Annotated in this window: 17 protein-coding genes; 9 read left to right on the top strand and 8 right to left on the bottom strand. The window is 31.6% G+C overall.

The annotated features are described in order from the left end of the window. Positions 1-46: 46 nt before the first annotated feature. A complete protein-coding gene (locus QZ260_RS13075) occupies positions 47-664 on the top strand; it encodes a class I SAM-dependent methyltransferase (protein ID WP_295987003.1) in 618 nt (205 codons plus the stop codon). 68 nt (positions 665-732) lie between these two features. Here the strand turns inward: QZ260_RS13075 and folK are convergent, their stop codons facing one another. Further along, positions 733-1860, bottom strand: coding sequence for a 2-amino-4-hydroxy-6-hydroxymethyldihydropteridine diphosphokinase (folK, locus tag QZ260_RS13070; protein ID WP_295986998.1), 1128 nt, complete (start codon positions 1858-1860; stop codon positions 733-735). Between the two features lie 70 nt (positions 1861-1930). Here folK and QZ260_RS13065 point away from each other — a divergent pair, with 70 nt between their 5' ends. From QZ260_RS13065 to rpsU, 3 genes are all read left to right on the top strand, one after another. Beyond that, positions 1931-2635: a queuosine precursor transporter gene (locus QZ260_RS13065; protein WP_295986996.1), complete on the top strand. Its 705-nt coding sequence runs from the start codon at positions 1931-1933 to the stop codon at positions 2633-2635. Positions 2636-2762: 127 nt separating this feature from the next. After that, complete coding sequence (locus tag QZ260_RS13060; RefSeq protein WP_295986993.1) at positions 2763-2978, top strand: hypothetical protein; 216 nt, start codon at positions 2763-2765, stop codon at positions 2976-2978. A gap of 139 nt (positions 2979-3117) precedes the next feature. Next, the gene (gene rpsU, locus QZ260_RS13055) at positions 3118-3312 is read left to right on the top strand and encodes a 30S ribosomal protein S21 (RefSeq protein ID WP_147765495.1); all 195 of its coding nucleotides are present in this window, start codon (positions 3118-3120) and stop codon (positions 3310-3312) included. Positions 3313-3415: 103 nt separating this feature from the next. Here the strand turns inward: rpsU and QZ260_RS13050 are convergent, their stop codons facing one another. Continuing rightward, positions 3416-4210: a DUF2797 domain-containing protein gene (locus QZ260_RS13050; RefSeq protein ID WP_295986989.1), complete on the bottom strand. Its 795-nt coding sequence runs from the start codon at positions 4208-4210 to the stop codon at positions 3416-3418. 42 nt (positions 4211-4252) lie between these two features. On the opposite strand from QZ260_RS13050, the gene QZ260_RS13045 reads away from it, so the two are divergent. Both QZ260_RS13045 and QZ260_RS13040 read left to right on the top strand, forming a co-directional pair. Further along, positions 4253-5767, top strand: a complete 1515-nt coding sequence (locus tag QZ260_RS13045) for a GH3 auxin-responsive promoter family protein (RefSeq protein WP_295986986.1) — start codon at positions 4253-4255, stop codon at positions 5765-5767. A gap of 140 nt (positions 5768-5907) precedes the next feature. After that, positions 5908-7542: an OmpA family protein gene (locus QZ260_RS13040; protein WP_295986983.1), complete on the top strand. Its 1635-nt coding sequence runs from the start codon at positions 5908-5910 to the stop codon at positions 7540-7542. A gap of 244 nt (positions 7543-7786) precedes the next feature. Here the strand turns inward: QZ260_RS13040 and clpX are convergent, their stop codons facing one another. From clpX to QZ260_RS13010, 6 genes are all read right to left on the bottom strand, one after another. After that, positions 7787-9019 carry an ATP-dependent Clp protease ATP-binding subunit ClpX gene (gene clpX, locus QZ260_RS13035; protein WP_295986979.1) on the bottom strand — a complete coding sequence of 411 codons (1233 nt, stop codon included), beginning with the start codon at positions 9017-9019 and terminating at the stop codon, positions 7787-7789. 70 nt (positions 9020-9089) lie between these two features. Beyond that, the gene (clpP, locus tag QZ260_RS13030) at positions 9090-9764 is read right to left on the bottom strand and encodes an ATP-dependent Clp endopeptidase proteolytic subunit ClpP (protein WP_271559214.1); all 675 of its coding nucleotides are present in this window, start codon (positions 9762-9764) and stop codon (positions 9090-9092) included. Positions 9765-9847: 83 nt separating this feature from the next. Further along, positions 9848-11176 (bottom strand): trigger factor, encoded by a 1329-nt coding sequence (gene tig, locus QZ260_RS13025; RefSeq protein WP_295986974.1) that lies wholly within the window; start codon positions 11174-11176, stop codon positions 9848-9850. A 141-nt stretch (positions 11177-11317) separates the two neighbouring features. Further along, positions 11318-11665 (bottom strand): phage holin family protein, encoded by a 348-nt coding sequence (locus QZ260_RS13020; RefSeq protein ID WP_295986971.1) that lies wholly within the window; start codon positions 11663-11665, stop codon positions 11318-11320. Positions 11666-11680: 15 nt separating this feature from the next. After that, positions 11681-12448, bottom strand: a complete 768-nt coding sequence (locus QZ260_RS13015; RefSeq protein WP_295986969.1) for an alpha/beta fold hydrolase — start codon at positions 12446-12448, stop codon at positions 11681-11683. After that, positions 12448-13161 carry a pyridoxine 5'-phosphate synthase gene (locus QZ260_RS13010; RefSeq protein WP_295986966.1) on the bottom strand — a complete coding sequence of 238 codons (714 nt, stop codon included), beginning with the start codon at positions 13159-13161 and terminating at the stop codon, positions 12448-12450. Before QZ260_RS13010 ends, QZ260_RS13015 begins: the two co-directional genes overlap by 1 nt. Positions 13162-13249: 88 nt before the next feature. Between QZ260_RS13010 and QZ260_RS13005 the strand changes: the two genes are divergently transcribed. The 3 genes from QZ260_RS13005 (at position 13250) to QZ260_RS12995 (ending at position 15758) form a co-directional block, all read left to right on the top strand. Continuing rightward, on the top strand, positions 13250-13909 hold the full coding sequence (locus QZ260_RS13005) for an acetoin utilization protein acuB (protein ID WP_295986963.1): 660 nt from the start codon (positions 13250-13252) through the stop codon (positions 13907-13909). 165 nt (positions 13910-14074) lie between these two features. Continuing rightward, positions 14075-14968, top strand: a complete 894-nt coding sequence (locus QZ260_RS13000) for an NAD kinase (RefSeq protein WP_295986962.1) — start codon at positions 14075-14077, stop codon at positions 14966-14968. Between the two features lie 103 nt (positions 14969-15071). Next, entirely contained in the window at positions 15072-15758 is a 687-nt protein-coding gene (locus QZ260_RS12995) for a DUF6089 family protein (RefSeq protein ID WP_295986959.1), read from the top strand.

Raw genomic sequence — 15758 nt, 5'->3', positions numbered from 1 at the left:
ATAGGTGTTAAAAAAAACAAAGAAACCTTGGCCTGCTAAAGATGTGATGAACCAGATTTATGAAATGAATCTTTGGGGAGGAAACCAATTCGATTTTTATTCCGGAATTGGTTCGCATGATGCAAAAATTATAGACCCATATTTAAAAGTAATAATTGCATTTTTAGAATCTTACAATAGGTCGTTAATAGTTTGTGATTTAGGTTGTGGCGATTTTAATATTGGAAAACACCTAACTAAATACTCCAAAAAATATATTGCTATAGATGTTGTTGAAAACCTTACTAAAAGAAATAAAAATTTATACAAGGACCATAATTTAGAGTTTTATTGTTTGGATATTATAAACGATAAACTCCCGTCTGGAGACTGCATTATATTAAGGCAGGTCTTACAGCACTTATCTAATAAAGACATAGAAGAGGTCATAAAAAAAATGACAATCTATAAATACATCATTCTAACTGAACATATACCATTGGGCAACTTTGTTTCAAACAAAGACATTATTTCTGGGCAAGGTATTAGACTAAAGCAAAACAGTGGTGTTAATATATTAGAAGCCCCTTTTAATTTAAAAATTAAAGACCAAAAACAACTTGAAGAGCATATTCTAGAAAATAATAAAGGGCGTATTCTAACAACCCTCTTTAAAGTATTTTAAATCGTATCCTTTTTGAAATTGAGGTATTGTTTCCTAAAATCTTTAAACAATTCCTTAAACAAAAAACATTAAGCGCAAATCTCCTCCAAAACCCACAAATAGTCGGCTCGATTTACCACAAAATCTCTATCAGAAACATCAATAATTTTTACATTAAAATCTTTTTGAGTTTTTAAGAAGTCTAAATACCCAGTATTTATTTTTTCTAAATAATCATCGGCGATGTTTTGCTCGTAATCGCGACCACGTTTTTTAATATTTTTCTGCAAACGTTCTGTATTTTGGTATAAATACACATAGAGTTCAGGTTTCGCAATGTCTTTATACATCAAATAAAATAACTTTCGGTATAAACTAAACTCATCTTCATTCAATGTTATTTTAGAGAAAATCATAGATTTAAATACATCATAATCACTCACTATAAAATCTTTAAACAAATCGAGTTGTGATAAATCATCAGAAATCTGCTGGTATCTATCTGCTAAAAAAGACATTTCTAAAGTAAAGGCATACCTATTGGCATCCTCATAAAACTTTGGCAAAAACGGATTGTCAGCAAACCGTTCTAAAATAAGTTTCGCATTAAAATCATGAGATATTTTAGTAGCTAAACTGGTTTTTCCTGCGCCAATATTACCTTCAATAGCGATGTAATTGTATTTTGAAAAATCGTGTTGCTTACTTGGGTTTTTTAACCAAATCTTAATCGGCTCTAAAACAGAATCGTCTTTACATTCCTCTAATAACATCGAAACCTCTTTATTAAACTTTGGATGTTTTATTTTTGAGGCTACATCATTGAGTGGTAATAACACAAACTTACGTTTGCTCATTTCTGGATGTGGCACTTGCAATCTTTTTGTATTGATAATATTGCCTTCAGCAAAAACAATATCTAAATCTATTGTTCTAGCTTCGTAAGTATTGTTTTTGGTTCGGGTACGTCCTAAAGAATTTTCAATTTCCAATAACGTTTCAAGTACTTTCTGGGCCTCTAAATAGCTCTCTAAAACCAAGCAGCAATTAAAAAAATCATCACTTTTGAAACCAAATGCTGGCGATTTATAAACTTGAGAAATCAAAGTAATGTTTCCTATATCTTTATAAATAGCATCAACTGCCAACTGCAAGTTTTTAAACTTATCGTCTTTATTACTGCCTAACGCAATATGATATATTGTTGGTTTTAACATAAGAAGGCAAAATAATAAAAAGTAAATGGTTTCCTTTATATTTACCGAACCTATTTATTCACAATCGTAAATGACAATAAAAGATAAACTTGCAGCCCAACGAATTTACATACTTTTAGGAAGCCTATTCATCACATCACTTGTAGTTTCAAACCTAATTTTTCAAAAATTCTTCTATTGGTATCCATTTGATATAGAGGTTTTTGGCAGTAAGCTTTTTGAAATTTCAGTTGGGATCCTACCTTATCCACTAACGTTTTTAATCACGGATTTAATTAGTGAAATTTACGGTAAAAAACGCGCTAACGATATTGTGGTGGCTGGTATTTTCGCGTCTTTATTTTCACTTTTAATAATTTATGTTGCAGATATTGTTCCGGCGACTTCATGGTCCTATGTCGATGACAAAACATTTCAAACCGTTTTTGGAAACTCGATGATAGCAGTATTCGCAAGTATGCTAACTTATTTGTTTGCCCAATTTGTAGATATCCAGATTTATCACTTCTGGAAACGACTAACTAAAGGCAGACACCTTTGGCTTCGAAATAATTTCTCCACTTGGTTTTCGCAATTTATAGACACATTTACTATTGTGTTACTTTTATGCTCCTTCGGCATTATAGATTGGGCAAACTTTAAAGGCTTATTAGTTAGCGGTTTTTTATTTAAAGTTCTAGTTGCAGCCTGCGATACACCATTTTTATATTTAGGTGTTTATTTATTTAGAAAACGCTTCAATCTAAAAGTCAATGAAGATATTGATTTGCTTTAGTTGTTCAGCAAGAAATTTAATGTTTTTAATGTGCCAGCAAAGTATTTGGGTAGCGATATTAATCAACTTATCGGTAAAATAAATACCGAAGAAGCCAAAAATATCACCACCTCTGTTACTGCGAATATTGGATGAAATTACACAAGTCCAACTGATTGAAATTGAAAAACAAAATTTCCTTAACCAAGATAAAGACAGGACAAAGGAATTAATAGGTGATTTTATTGGCGGCAATAAAAAGAAAACAGATTCTGCTAAACAAGATAATGCCATTAGAGATGTTTTAGGCGACATTCTTGGAGGGAGCAAAAAAGAAGATTCTACAAAAACAAGCACTACTTAAAATACTGTCAAAAACGTAATTAGCAGATTATTAGAAAATAAAAAAGAAACAAGACACAATTAATTAGGATTTAAAAATAAAAATTCTGAAATTTGCGCCCCTTTTAGGTAGACCATAAAACACAAAATAAATTATATTTATGTTAAAGATTATAGTTAAAGATGGTGAAAACATCGAGAGAGCTTTAAAACGCTACAAAAGAAAACACAGAAACATTAAAGTAATGCAAAACTTGAGAGAAGGTCAGTTTTTCACAAAGCCTTCCGTAAAAAGACGTCGTGAAGTTCAAAAAGCAGCTTATATACAAAACTTAAGAGACCAAGAAGATATTTAGTCTTTAGTTTTAACAAAATAAATAATTCCCAATTGCATTCTCTGTAATTGGGTTTTTATTTTTATAAGCTATCATAATCCTTATGGTACATAAGATTATGATATCAGCTTACGGCAATATTCACCACCAATCCTTCATTAGCACGAACATTAAAAACGGTTTCGTCTTCAAAAATGAGATATTGCCCTTTTATTCCAACTAATTTCCCTGAATATTGTTGCTCTTTTTGAATATTTAAACTTTTAGGCTTTTTAGGATATTTAATCACCGGAAATTCTATATTGGTTTCAGTATTACTTTCAATGAAATAGTCTTTTGCTTCATTTGGAATGTAAGATTTTAAATGTTCGCGCCACTCCACTAAATTTTCATCTTCAATATCATTTTTGAGCATTTTTCGCCAATTAGTTTTATCTCCTACATAATCTTTTAAAGCTACTTCTGTTATACCTGCTAAATATCTATTTGGAACCTCAACAATCTCAATAGCTTCATGCGCACCTTGGTCAATCCAACGTGTTGGCACCTGACTTTTCCTTGTAACTCCAACTTTTACATTACTAGAATTAGCTAAGTATACAATATGTGGTTGCAATTGCACCTTTTTTTCGTATTCTAAATCTCGATCTTCTTTACCTAAATGAGCAGTACTCAATTCAGGCCTCATAATCCAATCTCCTGCACTAGCAGTATCATAAAAACATTGTTTATCGAAACCTTGCCTGAAAATAGGCTTATCAAGCCCACAATTTAAACATTGATATTTAACGAATTGCATCGTAATCTGTTTATTCAACAATTGATTCATGTTCAAAAAATCATTTTCAAATACTAAATAATATTGAATTGGACTTCCAAACTCTGTTACCATTTTTGTTAGAACACCTTGGTAGGTCATAAAAAAAAGTGTTATTTTTAGAAATTTAAAGATAGAAAAAATATGGCAATTCCCTTAGTAAATTCTATTGCATCCTGGTTTTTAAAGAAGCGATTCCATCAAATTGAATTATTCTTAAAATACCCTAACGAGGTGCAAAACGAACTACTTTTAAGCTTGATAGATTTTGCTAAAAACACTGAAATAGGCAAACAATATGACTTTTCTACAATTAAAGATTATAAAACGTTTGCAGAACGTGTTCCTATAAAAAACTATGATGGTTGGCAAGATAGCATTGAACGATCTAGAAAAGGTGAAAACAATATTTTTTGGCCCACACCAATTAGATGGTTTGCTAAGTCCAGCGGAACGACCAGAGCAAAAAGCAAATTTATTCCAGTGAGTGAAGAATCTTTGGAAGATTGCCATTATGCCGCCAGTAAGGATTTGTTATGCATGTACTTAAATAATAACGAAGATTCCCAATTATTTACGGGTAAAAGTTTACGTCTAGGGGGTAGCAAAGAACTATATAAAGAAAACGGAACTGTATTTGGAGATTTGTCGGCTATACTAATTGACAATATGCCATTTTGGGCTGAATTTAGTAGCACTCCGAGTAGTAAAGTCTCATTAATGAGTGACTGGGAACATAAAATGCAGGCCATCGTTAACGAAACTATCAATGAAAATGTTACTAGTTTAGCAGGTGTTCCTTCCTGGATGCTTGTATTACTCAATAATGTTTTAGAAACTACAGGAAAAGAAAATTTACATGATATTTGGCCAAATTTAGAAGCATACTTCCATGGAGGCGTAAGCTTTACTCCATATAAAGATCAGTATCAAAAAATACTTCCTAAAAAAGATTTTAAATATTACGAAACCTATAATGCCTCAGAAGGCTTTTTTGCCATTCAAGATCAGAATAATTCAGATGAATTATTGTTAATGCTAGATTATGGGATTTTTTACGAGTTTATCCCTATGGATGTTTATGCTACTTCAGAAGAAAGTGCTATTCCGCTTAATGATGTTAAGTTGAATAAAAATTATGCCATTATTATTACCACTAATGCTGGTTTATGGCGTTATAAAATTGGTGATACGATTAGGTTTACTAGTATAAATCCGTATCGTATAAAAATAACAGGCAGAACAAAACATCATATTAATGTGTTTGGAGAAGAATTGATTATTGAAAATGCTGAAGATGCTCTAAAGAAAGTATGCAAACGCACTAAAGCCGAAATTGTAGATTTTACTGCGGCGCCTATTTTTATGAGAGGTAAAGAGAAAGGTGCACATGAATGGTTGATTGAATTTAAAACACCTCCAAAAGACATCGACTACTTCAATGAATTATTTGACAATGCTTTAAAATCTTTAAACTCTGATTACGAAGCAAAACGGTATAACAATATTACGCTTAATAAACCTAAAATTAATATGGCGCGGAAGCACCTATTTCATGATTGGTTAAAACAAAATGATAAATTAGGCGGTCAACATAAAGTCCCTCGCCTTTCTAATACCCGTGATTATTTAGATGATTTATTGGGATTAAATTCTTAAAAACTTATTAAAACCCATCAAAACTTCCACTAAAACAATTAGTTAACGAATTAATAGGCCTTTGGTCTAATAAGTTTTTATTAGACTTAGACTAATATTTACATTTACATAGTAATTAAACCATTAAACTCTCTCACAAGATGAAAGCTAAATTTTGCATTCTCATTTTCCTTGTATCATTTTTTATACATAGCCAAGGACCTTCTAATTATATTGCTGAAAACAATTTTTCTATAAATAATAACACATTTTATAAGTATACCAGCAAGGAAAAAAACATATCCGAAGAAATTGGTTCTAGCGGATTTAATTTTGAACTTTTAAAACTAAGTGTCAATAGCAAATATTCTGAAATTAGTTCGGGGTTTTTTAGGAATAAAGCTATTATGGTTTCTTCAAAAAAACTAGGTCCATTAGCCAAAATTGATCCGAAAACGGGCGAAGGCTATACCGATTTATTTTGTTTGGATATTAATAAAAATGGTCGTTTAAGTAGACCATTGTTATTCTCTAGAATACTTAATTCAAAATACAATGAAGGTCAATTATCCTTTACTCCAGATCAAAAAACTGTTTATTATACAAGGAGTATTAAAGAGAATTCTTCTGTTTATAAATTATACAAAGCTATTCTTGAAGAAGACTCTAATGGTAATTGGGTAAACCAAGAATTATCAAGCATTAATAAGGAAGGTGTTTCTATAGAAAATCCTTATATAAATCATCTTGGAGATAAATTATATTTTTCTTCAAACATGCCTGATAGCATGGGAGGATTTGACTTATATGTTTCTACTATCAACAAAGATGGTTCACTTGGAGATCCTCAAAATTTAGGAAATTTAATAAATACGCCTTTTGATGATAAATATCCGTCACTTTCTAAAGATGATAAATATTTATACTTTTCTTCTGAAGGTCATGAAAACATGGGAGGATTTGATGTTTTTGTGAGTAAAATTTTAAAAAATGAATATAAAAAACCTAGAAATCTAGGTAAAACTATTAATTCCTTTTACAATGAAATCGCCTATATTTTAGCAGCCAAAAACAAAGGATATGTGTCTTCTAATAGAGAATATAAAAATGGCAGACGTAGTTATGATCTTTACACTGCCATTGGTGGAGATGTGATACAGACATTAAAAGGTCAAGTTTTTGATTTAGAATCACAGACCATTCTGCCTAACTCTACTGTTATATTGAAGGATGAAGAAGGCGTTGAAATATCTAGATATACTACTGAAAAAAATGCCGCTTATAGTTTTAACGTGATCCCTTCCGAGAATTATAAAATTTCGATATCTAAGGATGGGTTTGAAGATCTAAATTTCGACTTTCTAGCACATAAGGATACAGAAACAACGTATTTAAAAAACTTTGAATTATCCTCTACAAATCCAATTTACGATGTTGAGAGAGAGTTAAGACTAGTAGCAGACAATATATTCTTTGACTCTAATAAGTCAAATATTAAAAAAGAATTACATCGCATATTGAATAAGATTATTTATATTCTAAATGAACACCCAGAAATGAAATTAGCTATTAATGCCCATACTGATAATATTGGGAATGATTTATTTAACTTAAAGTTATCAGATGACCGTGCTGCATCTGTACTAAATTATTTGGTGTATAATGGAATTTCAAAAGACAGATTGCGATCTAAAGGTTATGGCGAAGCAGAACCATTGATTGACTGTGGAGATAATTGTTCTGAACAAGACCTTAAATCTAACAGACGTGTAGAGCTAGTGATAATAAATAGATAGGTAAAAAACTTAGTTAATCTGCTTATAGATCGACTAAGTGTTTACACAAAAGTTTTTAAACGAGTATTTTGTCTTATAACCTAAAAGGCTAAAAAGCACCATTGTACTGCTATTTATTAAATATATATTTACAAAAAAATTAAAATAGAAATAAACATTTTTATAAAGACATCCATTATTAATTAATTTCCATAAAAAACCACGCTAAACAGCGTGGTTTTTTAATTATATAAATCAAACTTTTTTATGAAACTGCTTTTAGTTTCTTTAAGGTAGTTTTAGTTAATTTATCTTCTGCGTATGCTTTAGTAACATTTAATTTTTTATCGGGGCTACTTGGCAGTTCAAACATAGCATCCGTTAAAATCTCTTCGCAAAGTGAACGCAACCCTCTAGCGCCTAACTTATAATCAATAGCTTTTCCAACAATAAAACCTAAAGCCCCATCAGTAATACTGAAATCAATATCATCCATTTCAAACAACTTTTTATATTGTTTGATTATAGCATTCTTAGGCTCTGTTAAAATAGCTCTTAAGGTTTCTGCATCCAATGGATCCATATAAGTCAAAACTGGTAAACGACCTATTATTTCAGGAATTAACCCAAAATCTTTTAAATCCTTTGGAATTATATACTGCAATAAATTACTCTGATCTACATTCTCATCCGACATGGATGCGCTATAACCTACAGCTTGCATGTTTAATCGTTTTGAAATATGTCTTTCTATACCATCAAAAGCACCACCTGCAATAAATAAAATATTTTCAGTATTTACTTCAATAAATTTTTGGTCTGGATGCTTACGACCCCCTTTTGGCGGCACATTAACAACAGTCCCTTCTAAAAGTTTTAATAAGGCTTGTTGCACTCCCTCACCAGATACATCTCGAGTTATCGATGGATTATCACTCTTACGAGCAATTTTATCAATTTCATCAATAAAAACAATTCCTTTTTCTGCTTTTTCTAAGTTATAATCAGCTGCTTGAAGTAATCTGGTTAAAATACTTTCTACATCTTCACCTACATAACCAGCTTCTGTTAAAACTGTAGCATCAACAATTGCCAACGGTACATTTAACATTTTTGCAATGGTTTTAGCCATTAAAGTTTTACCTGTACCAGTTTGGCCAACCATTATGATATTACTTTTTTGAATATCAATATCATCTTTTGATGGCGGCTGTAACAACCTTTTGTAATGATTATAAACAGCAACAGACATGACTTTTTTAGTTGCCACTTGCCCAATAATATACTCATCAAGAAATTCTTTTATTTGTAAGGGTTTACGAAGTTTTAATTCCGCAGACAAATCGCCACCATCACTTTCCTTAGACTCTTCGAGTACAATACCATGCGCCTGCTCGATACACCTATCACAGATGTGAGCATCAAGTCCTGCTATTAATAAATTTGTTTCAGGTTTTTTACGACCACAAAACGAACATTCTAATTCTTCCTTTGCCATTAATCTTATCTATTTTTGGAGCGAGTCACTATAAGCCCCTCTATAACAATTCTTTAAAATTACAACTTATTTACTTGCGAGCCAAAATCTCGTCAATCATACCGTATTCTTTCGCTTTATCAGCTTTCATCCAGTAATCTCTATCACTATCTTCATATACTTTGTCGTAATCTTGACCAGAATGCTTACTTATAATCTTGTAAAGCTCTTCCTTTAAAATCAAAATTTCTCTAGCAGTAATCTCGATATCACTTGCTTGTCCTTGAGCACCACCTAATGGTTGGTGAATCATAACTCGTGAATGGGTTAAACCACTTCGCTTTCCTTTTGCTCCAGCACATAATAAAACCGCTCCCATTGATGCCGCCATACCAGTACATATAGTTGCTACATCTGGTTTAATAAACTGCATGGTATCATAAATCCCTAAACCTGCATATACACTTCCTCCTGGAGAATTAATATAAATCTGAATGTCTTTATTAGCATCTGTACTTTCTAAAAACAATAATTGAGCTTGTACAATATTAGCTACTTGATCATTAATTCCTTGACCTAAAAAAATAATTCTGTCCATCATTAAACGTGAAAACACATCAAAAACAGCAATATTCATTTGACGCTCTTCAATAATATTCGGAGTTAAGTTGCTAGGATACATACTACTAATAATTTTATTGTAATATGTGCTACTAATTCCTTGATCTTTTATCGCGAATTTTTCAAATTCTTTTGCGTAATCCATAATCTTTTTTGTATTTATTTTGAATAAAAAAGCGCTTAAATCTGTTAGACTTAAGCGCTTAAAGATAAGCAATTATTCTTTATTTATTTATCGCCATAAACTTCTTTAACAAAGTTTTCATAACTTAATTCTTTAGTCTTAAGATTTGCTTTTTCCTTATAGACTGTTAGTAGTTTTTGACTAACTAACTGCTCTGAAATTCTACGAGCTTCATCTTGATTTGATAATACACGAGCAGCAATGTCATCTAATTCTTTATCAGAAGGATTCATTTGACCAAATTGAGCCATCTGCCCTTTAATCATCTCTCTTGCATGACTTTTAATATCGTCCATGGTTACTTGAACGTTATTAGCCTCGATTAACTTCCCTTCTATTAATTGATAACGTAAGCTTTTTTCAGATTTCTCATACTCTTCTCTTGCTTGATCTGCATCCAACTCTTGCTCACCGGAAGTTTGCATCCATTTAGTTAAAAATTCTGCTGGTAAATCAAACTTTGTGTTTTCAACTAAATGCTCAGTGACATCGTTTAACAACTTTTGGTCTGCTTGCTGAACAAATTGTTTTTCAGCATCTTCTTTTATTTTAGCCCTTAACTCGGTTACTGAAGTAACCTCATCTTTACCAAAAAGCTTATCAAATAACTCTTGATCTAAATCTGCTAATTCACGTTTGTTTATTTCAGAAATTGTGAAGTTTACTTCAACATCTAAACCATGAGCATCATCATGTTCTATTTTTAAAGCATGCATTAAATCGTGGTCATCTTCAAAAAGCCCTTTAGTTTTTAATGTAATAACATCTCCTGCCTTAGCTCCAACGAATTGTTTTGCTGTAGACTTTCCTTTGAACTTATCTAGAGTTAAGGTTACTGTATTATCAATTTCCTTTTCTTCGTTTGTGTAAGCTCCAGTAATTTCGCTGTCTTTTTCAACCGCATCTTGAGGCACTAACTTTCCGTATTGTTTTTGAACACGCTCAATTTGCTCATCAATCATCTTTTTATCTGCAACAATATTGTATTGCGTAATAGATTTTTTGCTTTTTAAATCAACTTTAAATTCTGGTGCAAGACCTAATTCAAATTCAAAAGAAAATTTATCAGATTCCCAATCTATTTCTTCTTGAGTTTTTGGTAACGGTTGCCCAAGAACATCTAACTTTTCTTCAGTTAAATATTTGTTTAAAGCATCTTGTAAAAGTTTATTAACCTCATCAACCAAAACAGCTTTACCATATTGCTTTTTAACCATACCCATTGGCACATGTCCTTTTCTAAAACCTGGAATGTTTGCTGTTTTACGGTAATCAACTAATATTTTTTCAACCTTATCACTATAATCTTCTTTAGCGATATCTACTTTTACTACAGCATTTAATGCGTCAACGTTTTCTCTTGTAATATTCATTTTAAATGATATAAAGCCTTAAATCAGGCATTTAACAATAAAGGTTTCTTTTAAAAACCTAAACTTTTGTAACCAAAATTGGGATGCAAAAATAATATATTTTTACATCCCAACAAAGTTTTTAATTCCTTGATTTTGAACCTATTTTTTATCTTTTTTTAAGAAGGACTGCAAAAGCGATTGTAGCATAGATAACAAAATACTAAATAAGATTGCCCACCAAATACTGTCAACAGAAAATCCATCAATAAATTTATCCGCCAAAAGAATAATTAATCCATTTAGAACTAATAAAAATAAGCCTAAAGTAAGGATAGTTACAGGCAAGGTTAAAATGATTAAAAGTGGTTTTACTAAGAGATTCAGAATAGATAATACTAGCACCACAATTATTGCAGAAATATACCCATCTACACTAACACCATTTAATATGTTTGCTAAAAAAAATACAGCTACAGCGTTTAACAATAATCTTAAAATTATATTCATAGTTTCTTATTTTGCTCATGAATTTACAAAATTAATTACAGCCTCCAAAAAGCCCTTAGGGTTTTCAGCATGCAACCAATGTCCTGCATTGGAAATTGTCGCAATTTCTGCTTTAGGAAAATGGTTTGATATAATACGTTCATCATCTACTCCTATATATTCTGAGCGGTCTCCTCGCAAGAACAAAGTCTCTTTATCAAACATTGCAAAGCTTGGTAAAGACTCTCCTATTTCACCGACTTCATTTTTTAAGACTTCTAAATTAATACGTAATCCTAATTGCCCTTTTACAACCCAATATAAATTTTTAAGCAGAAATTGGCGTGTGCCAAAATCAGATACATAATTACTCAAAATTTTATCTGCCTCTCCTCTCGTTTTAATGGTATCAAAATCTAATTCACTCAAGCCATTCAATATTGCATCATGATGAATTGGATAAAAACGTGGAGAAATATCTGCAACCAATAATTTTGAAACGATTTTCGGATACAGTGTTGCAAATAACATGGCCGTTTTTCCGCCCATAGAATGTCCTAACAATACAATTTCAGATAATTTATATGCATCGCAATAATGCTTTAAATCTTCAACAAGAACTTCATAATTAAATTCATCATCATGAAAACTACGTCCATGGTTTCGCTGATCAACTAAATGTACTTGAAACCCTTGTTCACTAAACTGACTTCCAAGTGTTTTCCAGTTATCACCCATACCTAAAAACCCATGCAAAATCACAAAAGGTTTTCCTTCGCCTATAATATTTGAATGTAAAAGCATTATTTCAGTTTATGTAAATACATTTGAATAACATTTTCTACACCCAAATACAAACTCTCAGTAATTAATGCATGCCCGATAGAAACTTCTAATAAGTTTGGAATCTCATTCTTAAAAAACTTGATATTATCAAGAGATAAATCATGACCTGCATTTATTCCTAATCCTAAACTATTTGCTAATTCTGCACTTTCTATATAAGGTTTAATGGCGTCTTTATTACCCAAACCATATTGATGTGCAAATGCCTCCGTATACAATTCAACCCTATCTGTTCCTGTAGCTTTTGCCCCTTCAATTTGTTTTAAAATGGGATCCACAAAAATAGAAGTTCTAATATTATTGTTTTGAAACTCTTTAATGACATCAACCAAAAAATCTTTGTTTTTAATAGTGTCCCAACCCGCATTACTCGTAATAGCATCAACTGCATCTGGCACTAAAGTTACTTGGGTAGGTTTCACCTCTAAAACTAAATTAATAAAGGACTCAACAGGGTTTCCTTCAATATTATATTCAGTATAAACTTCTGGTTTTAAATCGCGTGCGTCCTGATAACGAATGTGTCTTTCGTCTGGCCTTGGATGTATGGTGACACCTTCAGCACCAAAACGTTGTACATCTTTCGCAAATTGAACTACATTTGGCACATCGCCACCTCGGGAATTCCTTAACGTTGCTATCTTATTGATATTAACACTTAACTTTGTCATAAATCCATTTTAAAAGGCAAAAATACAAAGTACAAGAAGCATTGGTACTATTTTTTTGATTAATTTGCAGTCCTATTCTCTTGGTGCTATGAAACTTTCAGAACTTATAATAAACGATATAAAGCCGTTAAATACTAGCAGTAAAACAAGTCATTTACAATTACTGTTTAATCAACTTACTTTTTCTCATATTCCTGTTAAAGATAATAATGGAACGTATTTAGGTTGTTTTTCTGAAACAGATGCACATTGTTTTGATAACGATAAACCTTTAAACGAATATAAATATGCCTTAGAGGATTTTTTTGTTAGAAATAACACAATTTGGCTAGATGTTTTAGAGGCCTTTGCTATTAATTCTACCAATATTATGCCTGTTTTAAGTGAGCAAAATGAATATTTAGGTTATTATGAATTAAAGGACGTTATCAGCTTATTTAGTGAGTCTCCATTTTTCTCTGAAGCCGGAGGTATTTTAGTTGTTGAAAAAGGCATTAATGATTATTCATTTAGTGAAATTAGCCAAATCGTAGAATCAAACGACGCTAAACTTCTAGGCGCCTTTATTTCAAGAATGAACACAGATTTAGTTCAGGTTACTTTAAAAATAGGAAACACTGGACTTAATGAAATCATACAAACCTTCCGCAGATATAGTTATAATATTGTTTCTGGGCATGAAGAAGACGGATACATTGAAAGTTTAAAAGAGCGTTCAGATTATTTAAAAAAATATTTAAACATGTAACCCCAATTTAATTTTAAAAGGGCGCGCATAAAACGATGTTACTTTTTTTTAGATATTTTGGTGATTGCTTTACATGGCCTAAGTTAGAGAAAATTATGAACAAGGAAATAGAATAAAAATGAACAAGCTAGAATACATTATTTTAACTCTAAATCTGGATAAGTTATGAAAGTTGCCATTTTTGGACGCTATTACAGTACTACAACTCCTAAATCAGTTGAAACACTTTTTAATTTTCTTGAGAATCAAGGTTCCGAAGCCTATATTGAAACTGAGTTTCATAAACTGATTGATCTGGAACCTCATAACATTAAAGACTATCATAAATATAAAACATTTACTGAGCTTGATACTAGTTTTGACTTTTTAGTAAGTATTGGTGGCGACGGAACCATTCTAAGAGCTACCCTGTTTGTTAAAGATTTAGGCATCCCTATTATTGGAATCAACACAGGAAGGCTTGGTTTTTTAGCTACTATTCAAGTTAATGCCATAGAAGAAGCTGTACAAGATATAATTGATGGAAAATATAGAATCTCTGAACGTAGTATTTTAACTGTAGAAACGTCTTCTGAAAACAAAGAAATCGAATCAATGAATTTCGCATTGAACGAGATTACAGTAAGCAGAAAAAATACGACAGCTATGATTACCATAGACACGTATTTGAACGATGAATTTCTAAACTCATACTGGAGTGATGGCTTAATAGTATCGACACCTACAGGCTCAACAGGATATTCCTTAAGTTGCGGAGGCCCAGTAATTACACCTGGCTCAAGTAGTTTTGTATTAACCCCAATTGCTCCGCACAACTTGAGTGCTCGCCCATTAGTAATTCCAGACTCTACAGAAATACATCTTAGAGTTCATGGTAGAGAAAAACAACATTTAATATCATTAGATTCTAGAATTGCAACATTAGATAACGGAACACTTATAAAAATTAAAAAAGCTGATTTTAAAATTAAAATGATAGATCTTTTAAATGAAAGCTTTTTAGCAACCCTAAGAAAGAAGTTACTATGGGGCGAAGACAAACGTAATTTACCAAAATAGCAAAACAATATTTCAAAAGAATTTCTGTTTTACACTAATACAATTTAGCTCAAATTATTATGGGCTAATCTTATTTATTATATTTGCAAACTTTTGAATATTTATGAAGCATTTTACTATATTGATATTAAGCATTTTAAGCATCCAATTAAGCGTTGCTCAAATTAACGAAATAGGGCTTTTTTTAGGAGGTAGTAATTTTATTGGAGATGTTGGTGCAACCGATTATATTTCGCCAAATCAATTAGCTATTGGTGGGCTTTATAAATGGAATAGAAGCAAAAGGCATTCCTACAGAGCTTCATTAATATTTAGTGAATTAGAAGGTGTTGACACTAATTCAGATGACCCGAGACGTGTTCAAAGAGATTATGAGTTTTCAAGTAAAATAACAGAAATTTCGTTAGGAATGGAATTCACATTCCTAGATTTCAATCTGCATTCAGGCGAAAAACTAGGAACTCCTTATCTTTATTCTGGTTTAACGGTTGCCTATCATGATAATCATTATCTTTATAATGGCGTTCAAAGATCAGAAAACACATCAAGTTGGGCCTATGGTGTACCTATGGTGTTGGGCTTTAAGACTAATTTTATGGAAAACTTTATCTTGGGGGTTGAAATAGGTGCGCGTTACACGTTTTCAGACGAACTTGATGGAAGTATTCCAGACTCAGAATCTTTGCAACAATTCCGTTTCGGAAATATAAATAATAACGACTGGTATGTGTTTTCAGGCATTACACTTACTTATACCTTTGGGGAAAACCCGTGCTATTGCTTAGAATAA

Origin of the sequence: uncultured Algibacter sp., assembly GCF_905480415.1 — a bacterium.
Classification (GTDB): Bacteria; Bacteroidota; Bacteroidia; order Flavobacteriales; family Flavobacteriaceae; genus Algibacter_B.
Note: the sequence above shows the minus strand (reverse complement) of the source record. Positions and strands in the feature narration are given on the sequence as shown.